This window comes from Paraburkholderia phytofirmans (assembly GCF_046028095.1).
Classification (GTDB): domain Bacteria; phylum Pseudomonadota; class Gammaproteobacteria; order Burkholderiales; family Burkholderiaceae; genus Paraburkholderia; species Paraburkholderia phytofirmans_A.
This window is the reverse complement of record NZ_JAQQDJ010000018.1, coordinates 54,147-74,710: the sequence shown is the minus strand read 5'-3', so window position 1 is coordinate 74,710 and position 20,564 is coordinate 54,147. Positions and strand designations below refer to the sequence as shown.

General features: G+C 63.4%; 19 protein-coding genes and 2 pseudogenes. 16 read left to right on the top strand and 5 right to left on the bottom strand.

What is annotated here, in order from left to right:
* Window positions 1-114: 114 nt before the first annotated feature.
* A complete protein-coding gene (locus tag PQR54_RS34685; protein ID WP_408253694.1) occupies window positions 115-1,023 on the top strand; it encodes a LysR family transcriptional regulator in 909 nt (302 codons plus the stop codon).
* 62 nt (window positions 1,024-1,085) lie between these two features.
* A complete protein-coding gene (locus tag PQR54_RS34680; RefSeq protein ID WP_408253692.1) occupies window positions 1,086-1,277 on the top strand; it encodes a hypothetical protein in 192 nt (63 codons plus the stop codon).
* Window positions 1,278-1,289: 12 nt separating this feature from the next.
* Here PQR54_RS34680 and PQR54_RS34675 read toward each other — a convergent pair whose 3' ends face one another.
* Complete coding sequence (locus PQR54_RS34675; RefSeq protein ID WP_408253689.1) at window positions 1,290-2,192, bottom strand: LysR family transcriptional regulator; 903 nt, start codon at window positions 2,190-2,192, stop codon at window positions 1,290-1,292.
* A gap of 94 nt (window positions 2,193-2,286) precedes the next feature.
* Here PQR54_RS34675 and PQR54_RS34670 point away from each other — a divergent pair, with 94 nt between their 5' ends.
* The 6 genes and pseudogenes from PQR54_RS34670 (at window position 2,287) to PQR54_RS34645 (ending at window position 7,838) form a co-directional block, all read left to right on the top strand.
* Window positions 2,287-3,165, top strand: a complete 879-nt coding sequence (locus PQR54_RS34670) for an alpha/beta fold hydrolase (RefSeq protein ID WP_408253802.1) — start codon at window positions 2,287-2,289, stop codon at window positions 3,163-3,165.
* Window positions 3,166-3,182: 17 nt separating this feature from the next.
* A pseudogene (locus PQR54_RS34665) lies at window positions 3,183-3,371 on the top strand (aconitase family protein); the annotation flags it as partial.
* Window positions 3,370-4,644 (top strand): annotated as a pseudogene (gene dctA, locus PQR54_RS34660) (C4-dicarboxylate transporter DctA); the annotation flags it as partial. The pseudogenes PQR54_RS34665 and dctA, both read left to right, overlap by 2 nt.
* 94 nt (window positions 4,645-4,738) lie before the next feature.
* The gene (locus PQR54_RS34655) at window positions 4,739-5,659 is read left to right on the top strand and encodes an SDR family oxidoreductase (protein WP_408253687.1); all 921 of its coding nucleotides are present in this window, start codon (window positions 4,739-4,741) and stop codon (window positions 5,657-5,659) included.
* Window positions 5,656-7,317, top strand: a complete 1,662-nt coding sequence (locus PQR54_RS34650; protein ID WP_408253685.1) for an acyl-CoA synthetase — start codon at window positions 5,656-5,658, stop codon at window positions 7,315-7,317. The genes PQR54_RS34655 and PQR54_RS34650 overlap by 4 nt, the downstream gene beginning before the upstream one ends.
* The gene (locus PQR54_RS34645; RefSeq protein WP_408253682.1) at window positions 7,314-7,838 is read left to right on the top strand and encodes an Lrp/AsnC family transcriptional regulator; all 525 of its coding nucleotides are present in this window, start codon (window positions 7,314-7,316) and stop codon (window positions 7,836-7,838) included. Before PQR54_RS34650 ends, PQR54_RS34645 begins: the two co-directional genes overlap by 4 nt.
* A gap of 28 nt (window positions 7,839-7,866) precedes the next feature.
* Here PQR54_RS34645 and PQR54_RS34640 read toward each other — a convergent pair whose 3' ends face one another.
* Window positions 7,867-8,277, bottom strand: coding sequence for a DUF2000 family protein (locus PQR54_RS34640; RefSeq protein ID WP_408253679.1), 411 nt, complete (start codon window positions 8,275-8,277; stop codon window positions 7,867-7,869).
* Between the two features lie 360 nt (window positions 8,278-8,637).
* On the opposite strand from PQR54_RS34640, the gene PQR54_RS34635 reads away from it, so the two are divergent.
* The 5 genes from PQR54_RS34635 to PQR54_RS34615 all read left to right on the top strand — a co-directional run bounded on the left by PQR54_RS34635 (window position 8,638) and on the right by PQR54_RS34615 (window position 12,444).
* Window positions 8,638-9,036 (top strand): VOC family protein, encoded by a 399-nt coding sequence (locus tag PQR54_RS34635; RefSeq protein WP_408253677.1) that lies wholly within the window; start codon window positions 8,638-8,640, stop codon window positions 9,034-9,036.
* 112 nt (window positions 9,037-9,148) lie between these two features.
* Window positions 9,149-9,820: a tat (twin-arginine translocation) pathway signal sequence gene (locus PQR54_RS34630; RefSeq protein ID WP_408253674.1), complete on the top strand. Its 672-nt coding sequence runs from the start codon at window positions 9,149-9,151 to the stop codon at window positions 9,818-9,820.
* 27 nt (window positions 9,821-9,847) lie between these two features.
* Window positions 9,848-11,434 carry a GMC family oxidoreductase gene (locus PQR54_RS34625; protein WP_408253672.1) on the top strand — a complete coding sequence of 529 codons (1,587 nt, stop codon included), beginning with the start codon at window positions 9,848-9,850 and terminating at the stop codon, window positions 11,432-11,434.
* A gap of 147 nt (window positions 11,435-11,581) precedes the next feature.
* On the top strand, window positions 11,582-11,932 hold the full coding sequence (locus PQR54_RS34620; protein WP_408253670.1) for a ribbon-helix-helix domain-containing protein: 351 nt from the start codon (window positions 11,582-11,584) through the stop codon (window positions 11,930-11,932).
* A gap of 131 nt (window positions 11,933-12,063) precedes the next feature.
* Entirely contained in the window at window positions 12,064-12,444 is a 381-nt protein-coding gene (locus PQR54_RS34615; RefSeq protein ID WP_168794645.1) for a DUF5594 family protein, read from the top strand.
* Between the two features lie 64 nt (window positions 12,445-12,508).
* Here PQR54_RS34615 and PQR54_RS34610 read toward each other — a convergent pair whose 3' ends face one another.
* From PQR54_RS34610 to PQR54_RS34600, 3 genes are all read right to left on the bottom strand, one after another.
* A complete protein-coding gene (locus tag PQR54_RS34610) occupies window positions 12,509-14,089 on the bottom strand; it encodes a methyl-accepting chemotaxis protein (protein ID WP_408253668.1) in 1,581 nt (526 codons plus the stop codon).
* A 22-nt stretch (window positions 14,090-14,111) separates the two neighbouring features.
* Window positions 14,112-15,911, bottom strand: a complete 1,800-nt coding sequence (locus PQR54_RS34605; protein ID WP_408253666.1) for a methyl-accepting chemotaxis protein — start codon at window positions 15,909-15,911, stop codon at window positions 14,112-14,114.
* A 298-nt stretch (window positions 15,912-16,209) separates the two neighbouring features.
* Window positions 16,210-17,601, bottom strand: a complete 1,392-nt coding sequence (locus PQR54_RS34600; RefSeq protein ID WP_408253663.1) for an aminotransferase-like domain-containing protein — start codon at window positions 17,599-17,601, stop codon at window positions 16,210-16,212.
* A 352-nt stretch (window positions 17,602-17,953) separates the two neighbouring features.
* Here PQR54_RS34600 and PQR54_RS34595 point away from each other — a divergent pair, with 352 nt between their 5' ends.
* From PQR54_RS34595 to PQR54_RS34585, 3 genes are read left to right on the top strand one after another with little or no spacing between them, the layout of a single operon-like run.
* The gene (locus PQR54_RS34595) at window positions 17,954-18,436 is read left to right on the top strand and encodes an MSMEG_0572/Sll0783 family nitrogen starvation response protein (protein WP_012433701.1); all 483 of its coding nucleotides are present in this window, start codon (window positions 17,954-17,956) and stop codon (window positions 18,434-18,436) included.
* A 30-nt stretch (window positions 18,437-18,466) separates the two neighbouring features.
* Window positions 18,467-19,501, top strand: a complete 1,035-nt coding sequence (locus PQR54_RS34590; protein ID WP_408253659.1) for a Nit6803 family nitrilase — start codon at window positions 18,467-18,469, stop codon at window positions 19,499-19,501.
* Window positions 19,494-20,564, top strand: coding sequence for an MSMEG_0568 family radical SAM protein (locus tag PQR54_RS34585; RefSeq protein WP_408253800.1), 1,071 nt, complete (start codon window positions 19,494-19,496; stop codon window positions 20,562-20,564). Before PQR54_RS34590 ends, PQR54_RS34585 begins: the two co-directional genes overlap by 8 nt.

The following is a 20,564-nucleotide window of genomic DNA, read 5'->3' as shown; positions in this document are numbered from 1 at the left end:
ATGGCAAAGCATGCCGGGTCTGGCAAACTGTCCTGATTGTGGGTCGGTCAAGGTTTATTGACAATCACATGGACGGTTGACAGACTGTCAAGGTTTCTTTGACAAAGGCGCCCCATGGACGTCAATTCCCTGACCCTGCTGGTGGACATTCTGGACGCGGGCAATCTCAGCGAAGCCGCGCGCCGGCTGAAAATGAGCCGCGCGAACGTGAGCTACCACCTGAATCAGCTGGAGCGTTCCATCGGGCTGCAACTGGTGAGGCGCACCACGCGCCGCGTCGAGCCGACCGAGATCGGCCTGCAACTTTACGAACATGGCCGCACGATCCAGAACGCGCTGCTCGCCGCGCGCGAATCCGTCACCACGCTCGGGCAGAGCCTGCAAGGGCGCGTGCGGCTGAGCGTGCCGAGCGGTTACGGGCAACTCGTCATGTCGGACTGGCTGATCGCGTTCAAGCGGCTTTATCCGGGCATCGTGCTGGATGTGATGTTCGAAAACCGCGTTGAAGACCTGATGCGCGATGAAGTCGATATCGCCGTACGCGTGATGTCCGAGCCGCCGCAAAACCTCGTCGCGCGAGACATGGGGCCGGTGCGGTATGTGGCGTGCGCGTCGCCGGATTTTGCGGACAGGCACGGCATGCCGCAGCAACTCGACGACCTGCGCACGGCGCCGCTGATTACCGCGGCAGTGGTCGGCCGGCAGTTGCGGGTGGCCGCTTATTTGCGCGACGAACGGCATGAAGTGCTGCTGGAGCCGGGCATCATCTCCGAGAACTTTCTGTTCTTACGCCAGGCGGTGCTCGCCGGACTCGGCGTGGGCCTCGTGCCGGACTACGTCGTGCAGGACGATCTGCGCCGTGGCGACATACTCACCACGCTCGATGAATGGCGCTTGAGCATCTTCGGCACGCACATGTACATGCTGTATATGCCGAACCGGCATCACACGCGCGCGGCGTCGACGTTCATCGATTTCATTTTGCAGCAGGCGCATGGCACGGGCAGAGGCTTGCCCGCGTAAACGACGAGATTCATCTTGCATCTCGCGCAGGTATGCTACGCAAAAAAGAGCGGAGACAAGAGATGAAATGGATCATCGGACTTCTAGCCGTGCTGGCACTCGCCGTAGTCGTTCTGTTGATCTCGCGCTTACCGAGCGAAGACGCGATTCGTCTCGCCGGTTACGTGGGGACTGCCGCGTTTGCTGCGCTCGTCAGCCTGGTGCTGCGCTGGCGTGCCAGCCGCGCGCAACAGCGCAAAAAGCAGGCAGGGTGAGCACACGTTTCGCTAGGCAGCCTGAACGCTCTCGCGCAACTCGTCGCCGAGAAAATCGATAAACGTCCTCAGCTTGGCCGACAAACGGTGCCGCTCCAGATAGATCGCGTGAATGTCCGCGTTCGGCAGCGTCCAGTCGGCGAGAAGCGGCACCAATTCGCCGCGCCGTAGATGGCCCGCGATTTCCCACGCCGAACGCACGGCGACACCACGGCCGTCGAGCGCCCACTTCAAAACGGCGCTGCCGTCGTTGCTGCTCAGCGGACCGTCCACTTTCACCGTCTCCGATTTCTTGCCGCGCGAAAAATGCCACGTGCCGTACGCCGATTCGTTTTCGCGTAACACGAGGCACGCATGGCGCGTGAGATCGTGCGGCATTTGCGGTGCGCCTTGCCGCTTCACATAAGCTGGAGATGCGCATACGACACGCTGGTTCTTCAGCAGCAAACGCGCGTTGATGCGCGCATCCGGCACTTCGCCGAAACGAATCCCGAGATCGAAGCCTTCTTCCTGCAAGCTGACCGGCCGGTCCGTCAGATGCAACTGAATCTTCATCGATGGGAACCGCTCGCTGAAACGCGAAATCGCCGGTGCGATGTGCGCGCGGCCGAAACCGAACGACGCATTCACGCGCAACAGTCCGGCCGGTTCGGCGCGGCTCTGCGTGACCAGTTGTTCGAGTTCCGCGAGGTCGTCGAGGATGCGCGAGCCATTCGCCAGATAAATCTCGCCCTCCGCCGTCAGGCTGACGCGCCGCGTGGTGCGGTTCACGAGGCGCACGCCGAGACGCTGTTCAAGTTGCGCGAGCCGCTTGCTGATGGACGGCGGCGTGACGCCGAGTTCGCGTGCGGCCGCGGCGAGATTGCGATGGCGCGCCACCAGCGCGAACAGATTCAGGTCGGAAAAGCCGTCCATCGATTCGTTCCCAAAAGTTAATTCCGGATTGCGCTATGAGAAACCATATCGCTGCAGGCATCAATTAGACTTCATTCAAACAGGGGAGGCAATGATGTTTGCAGGTTTCACAGACGCGTCGGCCGAGGTCGACGGTATTCGGATCAACGCGATTCGCGGCGGCAACGGGCCGGCTTTGCTGCTGTTGCATGGCCATCCCCAGACCCACGCGATCTGGCACAAGGTCGCGCCGACATTGGCGCGGCACTTCACGCTGATCGCCGCGGATTTGCGCGGCTACGGCGACAGCGGCAAACCGCAGGGCACGCAAGACCACGCCAACTATTCGAAGCGCCGTATGGCCGCCGATCAGGTCGCGCTGATGCGTGCGCAAGGTTTCGACCGCTTCGCCGTGATCGGCCACGATCGCGGCGGACGCGTGGCGGCCCGCATGGCGCTCGATCATCCGCAGGCCGTGACGCGGCTCGTGACGCTCGACGTCGCGCCGACCCTCGCGATGTACGAACAGACCTCGTTCGATTTCGCGCGCGCCTACTGGCACTGGTTCTTTCTCGTGCGTCCCGCGCCGTTTCCCGAGACGCTGATTCGCGCGGACCCCGACCTCTATCTGAAGCAGACCATCGGCGCGCGCAGCGCCGGCCTCGCGCCATTCACAGACGCGGCCTACGCCGAATATCTGCGCTGCCTGAGCGACCCCGGCACCGCGCACGGCATCTGCGAGGACTACCGCGCGAGCATCACCATCGACCTCGAACACGACCGCGCGTCGCTCGCTGAAGGGCGCAAGATCGAATGCGATTTCCTGGCGCTGTGGGGCGCGCAAGGCGTGATCGAGCAATGTTTCGAGCCGCTCTCCGAATGGCGGAAGTGGTCGGCCAATGTGAGCGGCGAAGCACTGCCGTGCGGTCACTACATTCCCGAGGAAGCGCCCGAGTTATTGCTCGAACGCGTCCTTCCGTTTCTGCAGTCCTAGTCGCGCGGGCCTTCATCATGTCAACACGAACCCTTTACCAGAAGCTGGTCGATTCGCATGTCGTGACGCGTGTCGATGAACAGAACGTGCTGCTGTACGTCGATCTTCATCTGATGAACGAATACACCAGCCCGCAAGCGTTCAGCGCGCTGGCTGAGAGAACGCGGCGCGTGCGCCGGCCGAAGCAGCAACTCGCTGTGGTCAGTCGGCGATGCCTTCATCAAACTCGTGCGAATGATCATCAGCCCGGTGATTTTCTGCACGGTCGTGACCGGCATTGCCAGCATGCACGACATGCGCAAAGTCGGGCGCGTCGGCGGCAAGGCCTTGCTGTATTTCGAGGTGGTGTCGACGCTCGCGCTGGCAATCGGCCTGCTCGCCGCGCATGTGCTGAAACCGGGCGTGGGCTTTAACGTCGATCCCGCCACGCTCGATGCCGGCGCGATCGCGGGTTATGCCGCGCAAGCCGCACACGGCGAGGGGCTCGCGGGCTTCTTCATGCACATCATTCCCGACACGTTCGCCGGTGCATTCACGCAGGGCGATATTCTGCCCGTGCTGCTGATTGCGATGTTGTTCGGCACCGCGCTCGCGGTGCTGGGCGAACCCGCTAAACCGCTGATCAGCCTGATCGACCTGCTGTCGAAAACGTTCTTCCGCATCGTGCGGATGATTACGAGCCTCGCACCGATCGGCGCGTTCGGCGCGATCGCGTTCACGATCGGCAAATACGGCATCGTCTCCTTGCTGCCGATGATGAAACTGATCGGCACGTTCTATCTGACCGCGTTTCTGTTCGTCTCGTGCGGCCTCGGTCTGATTGCGCGAGCATGCGGATTCAGCCTGTGGCGCTTCGTCGTGTACATCAAGGACGAGTTGCTGATCGTGCTCGGCACTTCCACGTCGGAAGCCGCGCTGCCGCAACTGATGGAGAAGCTGGAGCGGCTCGGCTGCTCGCGCGGCATTGTCGGGCTCGTGGTGCCGACCGGCTACTCGTTCAATCTCGACGGCACCAATATCTACATGACGCTCGCGGTGCTGTTTCTCGCGCAGGCCACCACCACGCATTTGACGATCGCTCAGGAAATCACGCTGCTGGCGGTCACGATGCTGACGTCGAAGGGTTCGACGGGCGTCACGGGGGCGGGATTCATCACGCTGGCCGCGAGTCTTTCCGTGGTGCCGACCGTACCGGTGACGGCGATGGTGCTGATACTCGGCATCGACAGGTTCATGTCCGAGTGCCGGGCGCTGACCAATACGATGGGCAACGGCGTGGCGTCGATTGTGATCGCGGCGTGGGAGAAGGAGCTGGATCGGGACAAGCTGAGGGCGGCGTTGGCGCGGCCACGTTCGCGGCCGGTTGCTGATCCGGCCGGCGCGCTCGATGAGCGCGTGACGATGGGTGCCGCACGGGAAGTCGAGTGGGCTGGAGTTGAGCCTGGCTCAAAAATTAATGAAATGCCTCGCAGGAAATAAGGCAAAGAAAGTTGCGGATGACAACAACGCGCTTTCAAAACTTGAGCTAAACTCAGAAAACATCGAAAGCGCAGCACCTGGAGGAGACACCCGCATGCCCGCAGCTTCGTCGAGTACCTCGCCGCTCTCCAGCGGCTATCGTTCAGTTTTCCGCGCAGGTCTTTTCGCCGGCAAGGTGGTCATCGTCACCGGCGCGGGCAGCGGGCTCGGCCGATGCACGGCTCACGAACTCGCGTCCCTGGGGGCGACCCTGGCGCTGGTCGGTCGAAGCGAAGACAAGCTGAAAGCGGTGCAAGCCGAACTGGCCGCGGATCATCCGTCTTCCGCCAGCGGCCACAAGATTTACTCCTGCGACATCCGCAACGAGCAGCAGGTCCGTGAAACGATCGCTTCGATCATCGCGGATCTGGGCCACGTGGACGGTCTTTTCAACTGCGCGGGCGGCCAATTCCCCGCAAGGCTCGAAAACATCTCCCTGAACGGCTGGGACGCGGTCGTGCGCAACAATCTGCACGGCACGTTTCTGATGTCCCGCGAGTGCTACATCCAATGGATGCAGCATCACGGCGGCGCGATCGTGAACATGCTGGCGGACATCTGGGGCGGCATGCCCGGCATGGGGCACTCGGGCGCGGCGCGCGCGGGCGTATGGAACTTCACCGAAACGGCTGCTTGCGAATGGGGCCACGCCGGCGTCAGAGTCAACGCGGTCGCGCCCGGCTGGATTGCGTCAGCAGGCATGGACAGCTACAACGAAGAGTACCAGGCGCTGCTGCGCACGCTGAAGCACAAGGTGCCATTGCAGCGTTTCGGCACGGAATCGGAACTCGCCAGCGCGGCGGTTTTTCTGTTGTCGGAGGCGTCGGCGTTCATCAACGGTACGGTGATCCGTGTCGACGGCGGCGTGCCGAACGCGCGCCATTCATGGCCGCTTGCTGAAGCGCAGCGTACGATCGAATATAACGGCTTTCCGCGCTATCAACCGCCGACGGGCTTGCAGGAGCAGACACGATGAATCTCGACGGCCAGACCTACGAATCGCTCGCGGCAAACTTCGTCTGGGACATCCCGGCGCGCTACAACATCGGCGTCGACGTATGCGACAAATGGGCCGACGGTTCGGGCCGCCTCGCGCTGATCTACGAGGACGCCGAGGGCAACGCCACCCGCTATACGTTCGACCAGTTGAAGGCGCTGTCCGACCGTTTCGCCAATGTGCTGCTCGCAGCGGGCGCACAACGTGGCGACCGCATCGGCATCTTCCTGTCGCAATCGATCGAAACGGCGGTCGCGCATCTCGCCGCCTATAAGGCCGGCATGGTGGCCGTGCCGCTCTTCGCGTTGTTCGGCGTCGACGCGATCGAACACCGGCTCGGCGACAGCGGCGCCGTCGCATTGATCACCGATCACGCTGGTGTGCGCAAGGTCGATGAAATCCGCGCGGCGTTGCCGGCATTGCGCAATGTCTTCAGCGTGGATATCGATCAGGACAACGGCGATCCGCAAGCGCCCGTGCGTTCATTCTGGCAGGCGCTGAACAGCGCGTCCGCCAGTTTCACGCCCGCCGACACCGGCGCCGACGATCCCGCCGTCATCATCTATACCTCGGGCACGACCGGCAAACCGAAGGGCGCGCTGCATGGGCATCGCGTGTTGCTCGGTCATCTGCCGGGCGTCGAGATGTCGCAACAGGGATTTCCCGCGCACGCCACGCTGATGTGGACGCCCGCGGACTGGGCGTGGATCGGCGGTCTGTTCGACGTGCTGCTGCCGTCGTGGCATCACGGTGTCGCGGTATTGGCGCGCCGCTTTGCAAAATTCGACGGCGAGGCCGCGTTCGATATGATGGCGCGTCACGCGGTCTCGCATACGTTTTTGCCGCCGACCGCGCTGAAGATGATGCGCGGCGTCGAGCATCCCGAACGCTGGAGCCTCGCGTTGCGCTCGGTGGCAAGCGGCGGCGAATCGCTCGGCGAGGAATTGATCGGCTGGGGCCGCACGGCGCTGGGCGTGACGATCAACGAGTTCTACGGGCAGACGGAGTGCAACGTGGTGGTGTCGTCGTGCGCGGCACTGTTCGAGCCGTGCTTCGGCGCGATCGGCCGCGCGGTGCCGGGGCATCATGTCGCGATCGTCGACATGGACGGCAACGAACTGCCGCAAGGCGCAATCGGCGATATCGCAGTGGCCGCGCCCGATCCGGTCATGTTCCTCGGCTACTGGGGCAACGAGGCGGCCACGCGCGAAAAATTCCGCGGCAAGTTTCTGCTGACCGGCGACCTCGGCACGCGCGACGCGGACGGTTTCATCCGCTTCGTCGGCCGTGGCGACGACGTGATCACGAGTGCCGGTTATCGAATCGGGCCGGCTTCGATTGAAGATTCACTGCTGCGTCATCCGGCTGTTTCGATGGCGGCCGTGATCGGCGCGCCGGATCCCGAGCGCACGGAGATCGTGATGGCGTTCGTGGTGCTCAAGGCCGGTTTTGTCGGCGACGAGGCGCTCGTGCGCGAGATCCAGCACCATGTCAAAACGCGCCTCGCCGCGCACGAATATCCGCGCGAGATCCGCTTTGTCGACCACCTGCCGTTGACCGCGACCGGCAAGGTGATCCGCAAAGCCTTGCGCGAGGGACTCGGACAAGCCGGAGACAATTCCGCGGTAAAGCCATGAGCACGGGTTCGCGCTCACCTTCCACCCGCAGCGGCAGGGCGCTCCGGGCAGCGGGCGCCCAACCGGGCGCGGCCTCGCTCGACGACACCGACCGCAAGCTGCTCGCGCTGCTCGCCGAAGACGCCACGCGCACTTATGCGGAACTCGGCAAGCTGCTGTTCCTGTCGGCGCCCGCGGTCCACGAACGCACCCGGCGTTTGAAGAAGGAAGGCGTGATCAAGGGCACCGTCGCCGCGCTCGACGGCGCGAGGCTGAACCGCCCGTTGCTCGCGTTCGTGCATGTCGATACGACGAGTTGGGCGGTGACGCGGCAACTGCTCGCGCTGCAGGAGCTACCCGATGTTGAGGAGATTCACACCGTGACGGGCGAGAGCGCGATGTTGCTCAAGGTCCGCACGCGCGATACGCAATCGCTCGAACAACTGCTCGCGCGTATTCACGCGATCGAAGGCTTTACCGGCACGCGCAGCTATATCGCGCTGACTACTTATCTGGAGCGCGGCCCGAGTCCTGAACTCTGAGCCTTGAGTTCGACCGGGGCGCTGCGTGTCACGCATGCAGTGAAAGACCTTTCACGGCTTTATCGACAGCCTTCTTCGGACCGCGCACCGCAATGCCGACGAGGTCGGGCGCATCGGCCGGTTCGGCGCGGAACACTTCGCGGTTCGCCTGATCGTGGCCGGTCGCGAACATTGCGCGCACATACACTGCGCGCGTCAATTCACGTTCGATGCCCTGGCGAAACGCGCGCAGCAAACCCGCATTGTCCGCCTGATACACCATCATCGGCTGGCCGAGCAGCGGTGCGTGCCGGCGGCCCGCCGCGTCCTCGTACGGCTCGCCCATCGCTTCCGGTGCGGCGCCCGCGATCCCCGTCGCGAGAAACGCGGTCACATTGAGTTTTTGCCAGACAGCGAGATCGTCGAGCACGACGATCGCGACTTTCGTATCGAATTCCATAACGCACTACGCTCCACAGCATTTAGAAAAACAGCCAAACCCGATCTTATGGAAACTCGGCGCGCGTGTGTACGGCAGTCGCGCAAAAACGAATGGGCTTCACCGGATGCGCGTGAGCACTACGTCGACGTGGGGTTTTGCCTAATGCCATTCGGCGCATGCTCGCTTGAACAGACTGGCGTGCTGCAATGCAACCTGACGCGGCGCCACGTCCCTCGCTGTTCGCGCCGTCGACGCGCGAGCGAAATCCCCGCAATCGACGCTGCTGCAACATAGGGCAAGTCCCTGGCGCGATTTAGCCGTGCATTACCACTCGCGTGTGCGGGCTCCTAAACTTGATTCAGACAGGAGGGGACACCGATGGCCAAACTCATCCACACGATGATCCGTGTGCAGGATCTGCCGCGCTCGCTCGCGTTCTATCAAAAGGCTTTCAATTTCGACGTATCGCACCGGCTCGATTTTCCGGACTTCACGCTCGCCTATTTGCGCAACGCCGAAGCCGACGCTGAAATAGAACTGACCTGGAACAAAGGCCGCGAGGAACCGTATTCGCACGGCGACGGCTACGGTCACGTTGCCTTCGTGGTCGACGATGCGAAACAGGAACGGCAGCGTCTGCTCGATCTCGGCATGACGCCCAACGATCTGCGCGAGTTTCACAACGACGACGGCGAGTTGCTGGCGCGTTATTTTTTCATTCAGGACCCTGACGGTTACAAGATTGAAGTGTTGGAACGCTACGGCCACTATCAATAGTAAAAATCATCCGGCGGCCGCCGCGCGCAGTTGCAATACCCCACAAGCAACCATCTTGGATGGGACCGGAATAAGGCGCAGAAGCGCCAACGCCGGTCGACAGGAGACAACCATGAAGACAACGGTCATCCCGATCGTCGCGTCCGATCACGCACGTCATGAGCATCCCCACGAACACGATCATGAACACGGCGGCGGGCATCGCGCGACGAAGGCTGCCGCGGCCGCGTTGCGCATACCGCTCACGCGCCGCGAGCTATTGAGAGGCACGGGTGTGCTGATGGGCACGCTGGCGTTCTCGTCGGTACTGTCGACGCTGGCGCCGAGCCGCGCGTGGGCGCTGGAGCTGCAAGGTCTCGACACGCACCAGGGCGAAGTGATTCTGGCCTTCACGCGGCAACTCTATCCGCACCCCACGCTCGACAACGCGGTCTACGCGCTGGTGGTCAAGGACCTCGACGCGAAAGCGAAAGCCGATCCGGCGGTACGCCAGCAACTTGCGGACGGCGTCAAACAACTCGACGCGCAAGCGGGTTCCGACTGGCTCAAGCGCCCGCCGGCGGACCAGGCGAAAGACGTCGCAGCGCTCGCGGGTACGCCGTTCTTCAACACGATACGCAGCACGGCGGTGGTGTCGCTGTACGCCAACACCATGGCGTATGCGCACTTTGGCTACGGCGCTTCGGAAGGCGACGGCGGCTACCTGACCAAAGGGTTCAACAGCCTCTCGTGGCTGCCCAATCCGCCCGCTGCAGCCAGCGGCCCGATCCCGACGGATAGCTAATCGCGACGACTGACAGTGGAGAAAAAAATGGATCAGGACAACAACAAAGTGCGTTTTTCGCACAACGACGACAAGGTCGTCGTGATCATCGGCTCGGGCGCGGGCGGCGGCACGCTCGCCAACGAGCTGGCGCAGAAGGGCATCAACGTCGTCGTACTGGAAGCGGGCAAGCTGCATACGCAGGGCGATTTCACGACCGACGAATGGGGCGCGTTCCAGATGCTGTCGTGGCTCGACAAACGCACTACGTCGGGCAGCTGGCGCATCGCCAAAGACTTCCCGAATCTGCCCGCGTGGATCTGCAAGACGGTGGGCGGCACGACCACACACTGGGCCGGCGCGAGTCTGCGCATCCAGCCGTACGAGTTCAAGGCGAAGACGACCTACGGCGATATCAAGGACGCCAATCTGCTCGACTGGCCGCTCACGCGTGAAGAACTCGATCCGTACTACGACCGCGCTTCGCAGAAAATGGGCGTGACGCGCACCAACGGTTTGCCGGGCCTGCCGGGCAATAACAACTTCAAGGTGATGTCGGCCGGCGCGATGAAAGTCGGCTACAAGGATTGCAATACCGGCCACATGGCGATCAATAGCGTGGTGCGCGACGATCGCGCGCATTGCTTCCAGCGCGGCTTCTGTTTTCAGGGTTGCCGCACGGGCGCGAAGTGGTCGACGCTCTACACCGAATTGCCGCGCGCTCAGGCAACCGGCCATATGGAGTTGCGCACGCAGGCCCACGTGGTGCGTATCGAAACCGATGCGCGCGGCAAGGCGAAGGAGGTGCTCTACTACGACGGCAACGGCAAATTGCAGCGGCAGAAGGCGCGCGTCGTCGCGGTTGCCGGCAACTCGATCGAGACGCCGCGGCTCCTGCTGAACTCGCATTCGAGCAAATTCCCGCAGGGGCTCGCGAACGGCTCGGGCCAGGTGGGCCGCAACTACATGCGTCACACCACGGGCTCGGTGTATGCGGTGTTCAACGACAAGGTGGAGATGTTCAAGGGCACCACGATGGCCGGCATCATCGAGGACGAAGCGGTGTTCAATCCGCAGCGCGGCTTCGCGGGCGGCTATCACATGGAGACCGTGTCGCTCGGCCTGCCGTTTTACGCGGCTTTTCTGAATCCGGGCGCGTGGGGGCCCACCTTCAGCCAGGCGATGGATCAATACGCGTACACGGCGGGCATGTGGATCGTCGGTGAGGATATGCCGCGCGAGAGCAATCGTGTGACCTTGAACACGGACGTGAAGGATCAGTACGGCCAGCCGGTCGCCAACGTGCATTTCGACGATCATCCGAACGACGAAGCGATGCGCGAGCACGCTTACAAGCAGGGTACGGCAGTGTACGAAGCGGCGGGCGCGAAGACGGTGTATCGCGTGCCGCCGTATCCGTCCACGCACAATCTCGGCACCGCGCGCATGAGTGCGCGAGCCGAAGACGGCGTGTGCAACCGCTTCGGCCAGACGCATGAAGTGTCGAACCTGTTTATTTCGGACGGCAGCCAGTTCACCACCGGCGCGGCGGAAAATCCGACCTTGACGATCGTCACACTGGCGATCCGTCAGGCGGATCACATCGCGGGGCAGATGAATAAACGCGCGGTGTAAAGCGGTTCGACGGGGCAGGCGCGGCGTTCGGGTTCGATGCGATTGTCGGGCGGCGGATGCCGGCGTATGTTGATGAAGGCGGGCGGTGCGCCGTGGCTGCATGAAAAGCGCCACGGCGCGCGTGCCTGTAAACAAGGAGCAAACGTTATGTGTGGGATATACATCAACGCCGATCCGATCCTGTATGAGTCGCGCACGCGCTCGTTGCGCATTCACGGCGTGATCACCACGGTGCGGCTGGAGAATCTATTCTGGGACGTGCTGCACGAAATCGCCGCGCGCGAGAGCATGACGACCAGCCAGTTCGCCGTGAAGCTCTACGACGAACTGATCGCGTTGCGCGGCGAGATGCCGACCAACTTCGCATCGTTTTTGCGGGTGTGCTGTTTGCGCTATCTGTCCATGCGCGCGGAGAAGGGCGCCAGCGCGCCCGATGCGGCGCCTGAACTGGCGGCTGCGGTGAGCGAAGCGAAGCCGCGGATTCTGAAGACGGTTTGAGGCGGGAGGGCAACGCGGGGCCGCCGCTGCGGTTGGGAGTGACCGCGTGGCAGACATGCGGTGACGTAACAGGTGCACGCCTACCCGCATGCTACGATGTCCAGCTCATCACGCATAAGCTGGAGAACTGGATGCGTCCCGAGAGTGCCGCCCGTTTCGATGAAGAGTTCGCGCCTCGCATCGCCGAGGCTATTGCCGCCTGTTTCGCGACAACCGTGCAGACCAAAGTGCTGCCGTACGGCGGCCATGGGCATCCCACTCGCGTACGGATTCACGCAGCGCCCATCGAAGACATGGGGCAGTACCCGTATCCGCTGAATCTGTATCTGACCTGGGACAGCGACGAAATCGAGCGACTGATGGGCGCGGAGGGGCCGTTGCGTTTTGCCGGCTATCTGGCCGCATTGCCGCGCAAGCTCGCAGCCTGGAATCATGCGCGCGAACTGGATTTTCTCTCGCATACGCAGGCCGATCCTCTGGTGTTGATCGGCGGACTCGATTTCGAGTCGTAAGCGGCGGCGCATTGCGCGCCGCTTCACCCGCGCGTAACAACGGGCGCGGCCCGGCGCCAACCCGTCAAGCCGCGGCGCCCAGCCGGAAGAAACTCACGCTTTGCACGAGCCCCGATGCCTTGCTTTGCACCGCATCGGCCGCGGCAGCCGCCTGCTCGACGAGCGCCGCGTTGCTCTGCGTCACCTGATCCATCTGCGTGACGGCATCGTTTACTTCCGCGATACCCGCTGCCTGATCGACGCTTGCCGTCGCGATCGATTCGACGATGCGCGTCACGCTGCCCGCGCTGGCCACCACACCGTCCATCGTATTGCTCGCGTGATTGATCAGTTGCGTGCCGGCGTCGATCGTGGCGACCGACTCGCGAATCAGCGCCTTGATCTCCTGCGCGGCATCGGCGGAACGTTGCGCGAGACTGCGCACTTCGCTCGCCACGACCGCAAAGCCGCGCCCTTGCGTGCCGGCACGCGCCGCTTCGACCGCGGCGTTGAGCGCGAGAATATTGGTCTGCGCCGCGATCGCTTCCACCACCGCGATGATATCGACGATGCGCTTGGACGCCGCATCGATCTGGCCCATCGTGCGTACCGCGTCGTTCATCACGGCGCCGCCGTCGCGTGCCGCTTGCGCGGCGGTTTGCGCGAGCGTGGTGGCCTCGCGCGCATTGGCGGCGTTGCGCTGAACCGAGCTGGTGAAATGCTGCATCGACGCAGCGGTCTCTTCGAGCGAGGCCGCTTGTTGTTCGGTGCGCGCCGACAGGTCCAGGTTGCCCGCGGCGATCTCCTGCGTGGCCGACGAAATCGTCGTCGCGCCTTCACGAATCTCGCTGACGATATGCCGCAAGCGCTGGTTCATATCGTTGAGCGCGATGAGCAACTGGCCGGTTTCATCGCGGCTCACCACGGCCACGTCCGCGCGCAGATCGCCTGCCGCCACCGCTTGCGCGACACCGACGGCCTGCCTGACCGGCAGCGTGATGCTGCGGCTGAGAAACCACACCGCGAATGCGCCGACGCCGAGCGAACCGATCACGACCGACAGCAACAGCGCCGTGGCGATCGTGTAGGAACGTTCCGCCGCTTCGCTCGTGCGCACGCTGGAATCTTGCGCCTGTTGCATGACGGAAGCGACGATGTCGTCGATCGCGGCGGTCGGCGCGCGGTCGATGCCCTTCACGAGACCGTCGACCACGTGCGCGGTATTCGGATCGGCGGCATCGTAATGCTTGAGCGCATCGAGGTAACTGTCCTGTAACGAAGCGTGCGTGGCGAGCGCCTTGTCGACACCGTCCACGTTCGCGCCCAATGCGCTCAACTGATCCTTCAGGCGCAGCAGGGCGGCGTGCGTCGTACCGCTTTCCTTGCTGAAGGCATCGCGGTATTTGGCGAACGCGGCCGGATCGGCGCCGCGCAACAACAGGTCTTTCCATTCCTGCACCTGCTTCTTGAACTCGACCTGTGCGACGCGCGCCGTGTCGGCGGCTTGCGCATATTGACTGAGCGATTGCGCCGACTCGATTTGCAGCGCGTGCGTTTTCGACAATGCGTGCCAGCCTTCCAGGCCCACGATCATCGTCGCGGCCAGCAACACCGCGCCGAGCAAGGCCAGCTTAACGGCGATCTTCAGATTTCTATAGAACGTCACAACGGTGTCCCTGCGAAGGCGTTTAATCGAGTTTGAATTGCGTTACCGCGCTGGCGAGGCTCACGGCCTGGCTCTGCAGCGCGGCGGCCGCCGCCGTGGATTCCTCGACCAGCGCGGCGTTCTGCTGAACCATCTCGTCGAGCTGGCTGACCGCGCGGTTCACTTCCTGAATGCCGCGCGTCTGCTCGTTGGCCGCCTGGGTGATTTCGGAAATGATGGTCGTCACGTTGGCAACGTTGCTGACGATCTCCGTCATCGTTTCGCCGGCCTGGCGTACCTGGCCCGAACCCGACGTCACGCTCGCCACAGTCGATTCGATCAGCGCCTTGATTTCCTTCGCCGCCTGCGCGCTGCGCTGCGCGAGGCTGCGCACTTCACCGGCCACGACCGCGAAACCGCGGCCCTGTTCGCCCGCGCGCGCGGCTTCCACCGCGGCGTTCAAGGCGAGGATGTTGGTCTGGAACGCAATGCCGTCGATCACGCCGATGATGTCGGAAATCTTCACCGACGCATGCTGGATCTCGCCCATCGTCGCAATCACTTCGGAGATCACGACGCCGCCGCGCGAGGCGACCTGCGAGGCGGACACGGCGGTGTTGTCGGCCTGCTTCGCGGCGCTTGCCGATTGCGTGACGGTCGAGGTGATTTCCTCCATCGACGCGGCGGTTTGCTGCAAGCTCGCCGCCGCGGACTCCGTGCGGCCCGACAGATCGACGTTGCCCGCGGCGATTTCATTCGCCGCCACGCGCACCGATTCGCTGGCGTCGCGAATCTGGCGCATCACGTGGCTGAGTTTGTCGATGAAGGTGTTGAACGAACGCGCGATCTGCGCGACTTCGTCGTTGCCGGCGGCCGGCAGGCGTTGGGTGAGGTCGCCTTCGCCGGAGCCGATGGCATCCATCGCATCGCGCACTTTCGACAGACGCAGGAACGACACGGCAGTGACCGCCGCCACGACCGCGGCGGCGATGCCGGCGATCACGATCAACGCGATCACCGAAACGGTCAGCAGCGAACGCATGCCGGCGGTCGCTTCGGCTTTATCGAGCGCGACGACCGCGTACCAATCCGTGCCGGGAATCGCCTGTGCGCGCAGCAGCTTCGTGCTGCCGTTCACGTCCATTTCGAGCGGACGCTCGGCGCTGAAGAGGGCAGCGAGCTTGTCGCTCGTCAGGCCCGGCGCCAAATCGGAGACCGGCTTCAAGGTCAGCTTCGCATCCGGATGCGCGACGATATGGCCGCTCGCATCGATCAACATGCCGAAGCTCGCCGGCGTCGGATGAATCGCCTTGACGTTGGCGATCACGCTGTCCATCGCCACGTCGCCGGAGACCACGCCTTTCACCGCGCCGTCGCGCACCACGGGCGCGGCGAACGCCACCACCAGCTTGCCCGTGCCCACGTCCACGTAAGGCGGCGTGACCACCGGCTTGCCCGCTTCCGCCGCCTGTTTGTACCAGGGACGGCCGGTCGGATCGTAGTCGGGCGGAATGCCGGTTGGATCTGAGAACTTCGCCGTCTTGTCCGCATAGCCCACGTACACGTTGGTGAACTTGCCGGCCGCGGCGATCTGCTTCAGCGCGGCGGACGGATCCGCTTGCAGCACCGCGTCCTGCAGCGAATTGATCATCTGGCTGTTGGCGGCGACCCAGTCGCCGATGCCGCCCGCGTGACCGCTTTCGACCGCGGTCAGACTGCTGTCGATGGCATCGGCGTTATACGAGTTGGCGACGACATAGTTGAGAACCGCGTTGGCGGCGAGCGCGACCACAACGATAGCGACGCACAGGGCGACGATGCGCGCGCGAATGGAGGTGAACATGTCGGGAGTCTTTCGGAGTGAGCGGTGAACCGGAGTCGGAGTCGGAGTCGGTGAGGCGGGGGCCTCACACGTTGTATACGGCTCCAATTAGTGGGACTTGAGCGGGGAATGCTTTCAATTGCTCACCAACGGCGGGTGAGCGGTGCGGGACGGCGTGTCGAATGCGCGCGAAATTTTTCTTGCGCGTTGGCTTTTTCAATGCGCACGGAAACGGCGCTTTATCGCGCGCTTATCGACCGCTGGCGACACGCTGTATTCGTATGACAATAACGCTGGCTAGCGGCGTTTAAGGATCGCTTTACATCACCGGAGAGTGCAGATGATGTGGATGATCGAGTGTCTCCGCGACGATGCGCAGCGCCTCTTCGCATTCGTCGCGCGTTTTCGATCCGCCGAGACAGACGCGCATGGCGTTGGGCGGATTGCCGTCGGTCGAAAACGCGGCGCCCGCCACGGCGGCGATGCCTTGATTGCGCAACTGCAACGCGAGCTCGGATGCGCTCCAGCCGCTTTCCACCGGCACCGGCAACCACAAATGAAAGCCATCCGGATGCGCTTCGTAAGGCCACGCTGCGAGCATGCGCGAAGCGATGATCTGGCGGGCGCGCGACTCGTTGCGAATCGCGTTGAGCATGTCAGCCGCGGTGCCGTCCACAATCCATTGCGTCGCGAGCGTGACCGTGAACGGACTCGCCATCACGGTGGTGGCGCGCAATGCGCCGGCTAGCCGCTGCGTTTGTCGCGGCGTCGGCGCATGCAGATGCGCGACGCGCAAACCGGCGCCGAAGCTCTTCGACAAGCCGGTGACGTAATAGGTCAGTTCGGGCGCGAAACTCGCGAGCGCGTCGGGCGCGTTCTGCGGCAGCATCGCGTACGCATCGTCTTCGATAATCGGTACGCTGTAGCGCAGCGCCACGTCGGCGAGCGCCTCGCGCCGTTTGTGCGTGAGCGTAAGCGTGCTCGGATTCTGCAGCGTCGGATTGCAATAGAACGCGCTCGGCTTGTCGGTCTTGCAGAGCGCCTCGAAGGCGTGCGCGAGCGGCCCTTCGTCATCGCGCGGCAACGCTTGCAGACGCACGCCGAGTTGCGCGGCGATTGCCTTGATGCCGGGGTAGGCGAGTGAATCGAGACAAATGGTGCCGCCCGGCCGCGCGAGCTGCGAGACGAGCGCCACCAGCGCGCTATGGATGCCGGGGCAAACCAGCACGTTCTGCGCGTCGCAATGCGGCACGCGGCGCCTCAACCATTCGGCGCCCGCGTCCTTGTCAGCCGCCGAGCCGCCGAAGTCCTGATAACGCAGCAACTGATAGGGATCGCTTTCGGCCATCTGGCGCGCAGCGGATTCGCGCAGACGTATCGCGTAGTCGGGCGGCTCGGGCGGCGTGTTCATCGACATCTCGATGCTGCTGCCGCCCGCGAGCGGCAAAGTGGCGGTACGTCCGCGCACGAACGTGCCGCTGCCCGCGCGCGAATCGAGCAAGCCGCGTTTGCGAGCTTCGGCGTAAGCGCGCGCCACCGTCGTGTAGTTCAGCGCGAGTTCCTGGGCGAGATCGCGCAGCCCCGGCAAGCGGTCGCGTGGGCGCAGCCGCCCGGTGGCGAGATCCTCTTCGATCAGATCGGGAATCGCCAGATAGGCGGGTTTGCGAATGTCGGCGAGACGTTTGATCCAGTGATGTGTCGGGCTGCTCATTGGCTTCGGGTCTCTATTCACGTTGAAAGCACTTGATCGCATCCGTATGCGATCAATGATCGGATTGATCGACTGTGGTGAATGACTGCACCACGCCGACACGTCGTTATGCGCGAATCGCACATGGCTGGTGCGATAAAGCCGCGCCAGCAGCGTTCGCGCCGAGTGCCCGAGTCGTATGCAACCTTCGCGCCTAAAATTTTTTCGAGTCGCACTTCGAATCGAGACGGAATTGATTGCTGATTGATCGCATTCGCGTGGCCGATCAATGGCACGGCCGTTGCATTGGAAGAAGCGCGCACAGCTTGAACGCGCGCCCTCTTTTACTTAGCAAACCTGATCGGAGAGTGTCATGCCAGCCGTCAACAAACCGCTGCATCAGAAAGGCGATTACCTTGTCGACTACGAGGAGAAAGTCTTCGAAGACGTAAAAGCCGAGCCGGGCGAGAAGGCGCTCGTCACGTTTCATACGGTCGCGTTCGAAGGTTCGATCGGTTTCGTCAATATGCTGCAGGCCACCCGCCTGCAACGTAAGGGCTTCGAAACGTCGGTGCTGCTGTATGGGCCGGGCGTTACGCTCGGCTTGCAACGCGGCTTTCCGACGCTCGGCGACGAAGCGTTTCCCGGCCATCTGAACTTCAACAAACAGTTGACGAAGTTCATGGAAGAGGGCGGCAAGGTCTACGCGTGCCGCTTCGCACTGCAAGCGCTGTATGGCCACGGCGAAGCCTCGCTGATCGAAGGCATCCGGCCGATCAGTCCGCTCGACGTGCTCGACATTCAGTTGCTTCACCGCAAGGACAATGCGTTGGTCATCCACACATGGACGGTCTGACGGCTGTTTGACGAGAGGCAAGTGACCACCATGTCCGACAAACGTATCGTGCGCGCCGCAGCGGTTCAGATCGCACCCGACTTCGAGCGCAGCGGCGGCACGCTCGAGAAGGTTTGCGAGGCCATCGGGAAAGCCGCACGCGAGGGCGTGCAGCTGATCGTGTTCCCCGAAACCTTCGTGCCGTATTACCCGTACTTTTCTTTCGTGCGGCCGCCGGTCGTGTCCGGCGCCGATCACATGAAACTCTACGAAGAGGCCGTGATCGTGCCGGGGCCGGTGACGCAGGCGGTGGCCGAGCAGGCGCGTTTGCACCGGATGGTGGTGGTGCTCGGCGTCAACGAACGCGATCACGGCAGCCTCTACAACACGCAGTTGATCTTCGACGTGGATGGCCGGATCGTCCTCAAGCGCCGCAAGATCACCCCGACGTTTCATGAACGGATGATCTGGGGGCAGGGCGACGCCGCAGGTTTGACGGTAGCGAATACGGCGGTGGGGCGTGTCGGCGCGCTGGCCTGTTGGGAGCATTACAACCCGCTAGCGCGCTATGCGTTGATGACGCAGCACGAGGAGATTCATTGCAGCCAGTTCCCCGGTTCTCTCGTGGGGCCGATCTTCGCCGAGCAGATCGAGGTGACGATCCGGCATCACGCGCTGGAGTCGGGGTGCTTCGTCGTCAATGCAACGGGATGGCTCACCGAAGCGCAGATCGCCTCCGTGACGCCGGATACGAATTTGCAGAAGGCGCTGCGCGGCGGCTGCAATACCGCGATCGTGTCGCCGGAAGGACAGCATCTCGCCGAACCGCTGCGCGAGGGCGAAGGCATGGTGATCGCCGATCTCGACATGGCCTTGATCACCAAGCGCAAACGCATGATGGATTCGGTCGGCCATTACGCGCGGCCCGAATTGCTGAGTCTCGCGATCAACCGGCGGCCCGCGGAAACTGTCGCGCCGATGCCGGCGTGGCCGGCCGCATCGAGCGTCGATTTCAATTCAACCGAAGGAGGATGCGATGAACGCCAGCGAGTCGCTGTCGGCGCAGAGCCGGCAATTGATGACTGAATTGCAGTCGACCGGTTTGCGCCTCGTGTCGCCGGATGCGGGCGCGGCGAGCCGGCGCGGCGGCGCGGGTCCGTCGGATCACAAGGCGGTGACGGTGGACGGCGTGACGATCATGGTGCCCGTGCATACGAGCACCGCGTGGCACTCGCCCTTCGTCGCACAGACGCCGGATGCGAGCGGTTCGAGCGCGCTGTTGCGCGGCACGATTCCAATCGCCAACATCAGCTTCCCGAAGGCGCCGCGTTTTTACGGCATGCAGACGCTCGACGGCGTGCCGTACTCGCATATCGCCGCATTGCATAGCGCGGACGTGCTCGCGACGACCGTATTGCAAACCTGCATTCGCTACGAGAGCCGGCGCAAGAGTTGCAAGTTCTGCGCGATCGGGCAGTCGCTCGCGGCGGGCCGCACGATTGCGCGCAAGACGCCGGAGCAGCTCGCGGAAGTGGCGCGCGCGGCAGTGTTGCTCGACGGCGTCAAGCATATGGTGCTGACCACCGGCACGCCGCCCACGCCGGATCGCGGCGCGCAGATTCTGTGCGAGAGCGCATTTGCGATCAAGGCCGCGGTCGATCTGCCGATCCAGGCGCAATGCGAGCCACCCGACGACGACCGCTGGTTCGACCGCATGAAAGCGAGCGGCATCGACACGCTCGGCATGCATCTCGAAGTGGTGACGCCCGCTTTGCGCGAACGCATCATGCCGGGCAAGGCGAGCGTGCCGCTGTCGCGCTACATGGAAGCGTTCAAGGCCGCCGTAGCCGTATTCGGACGCGGCCAGGTCAGTACCTACATTCTCGCGGGGCTCGGCGATAGCGCGGCAGCGATTCTGGCGATGTCGCGCGAACTGATCGAGCTGGGCGTCTATCCGTTCGTCGTGCCCTTCGTGCCGATTAGCGGCACGCCGCTCGAAGATCATCCGGCGCCCACGCCCGAGTTCATGAAGTCGGTGTTGCAGCCGCTTGGCGGCATGCTCAATGCCGCGGCCATGCGTTCGAGCGATATCAAGGCGGGCTGCGGTAAATGCGGCGCGTGTTCGTCGCTGTCGTCGTACGAGGAGTGA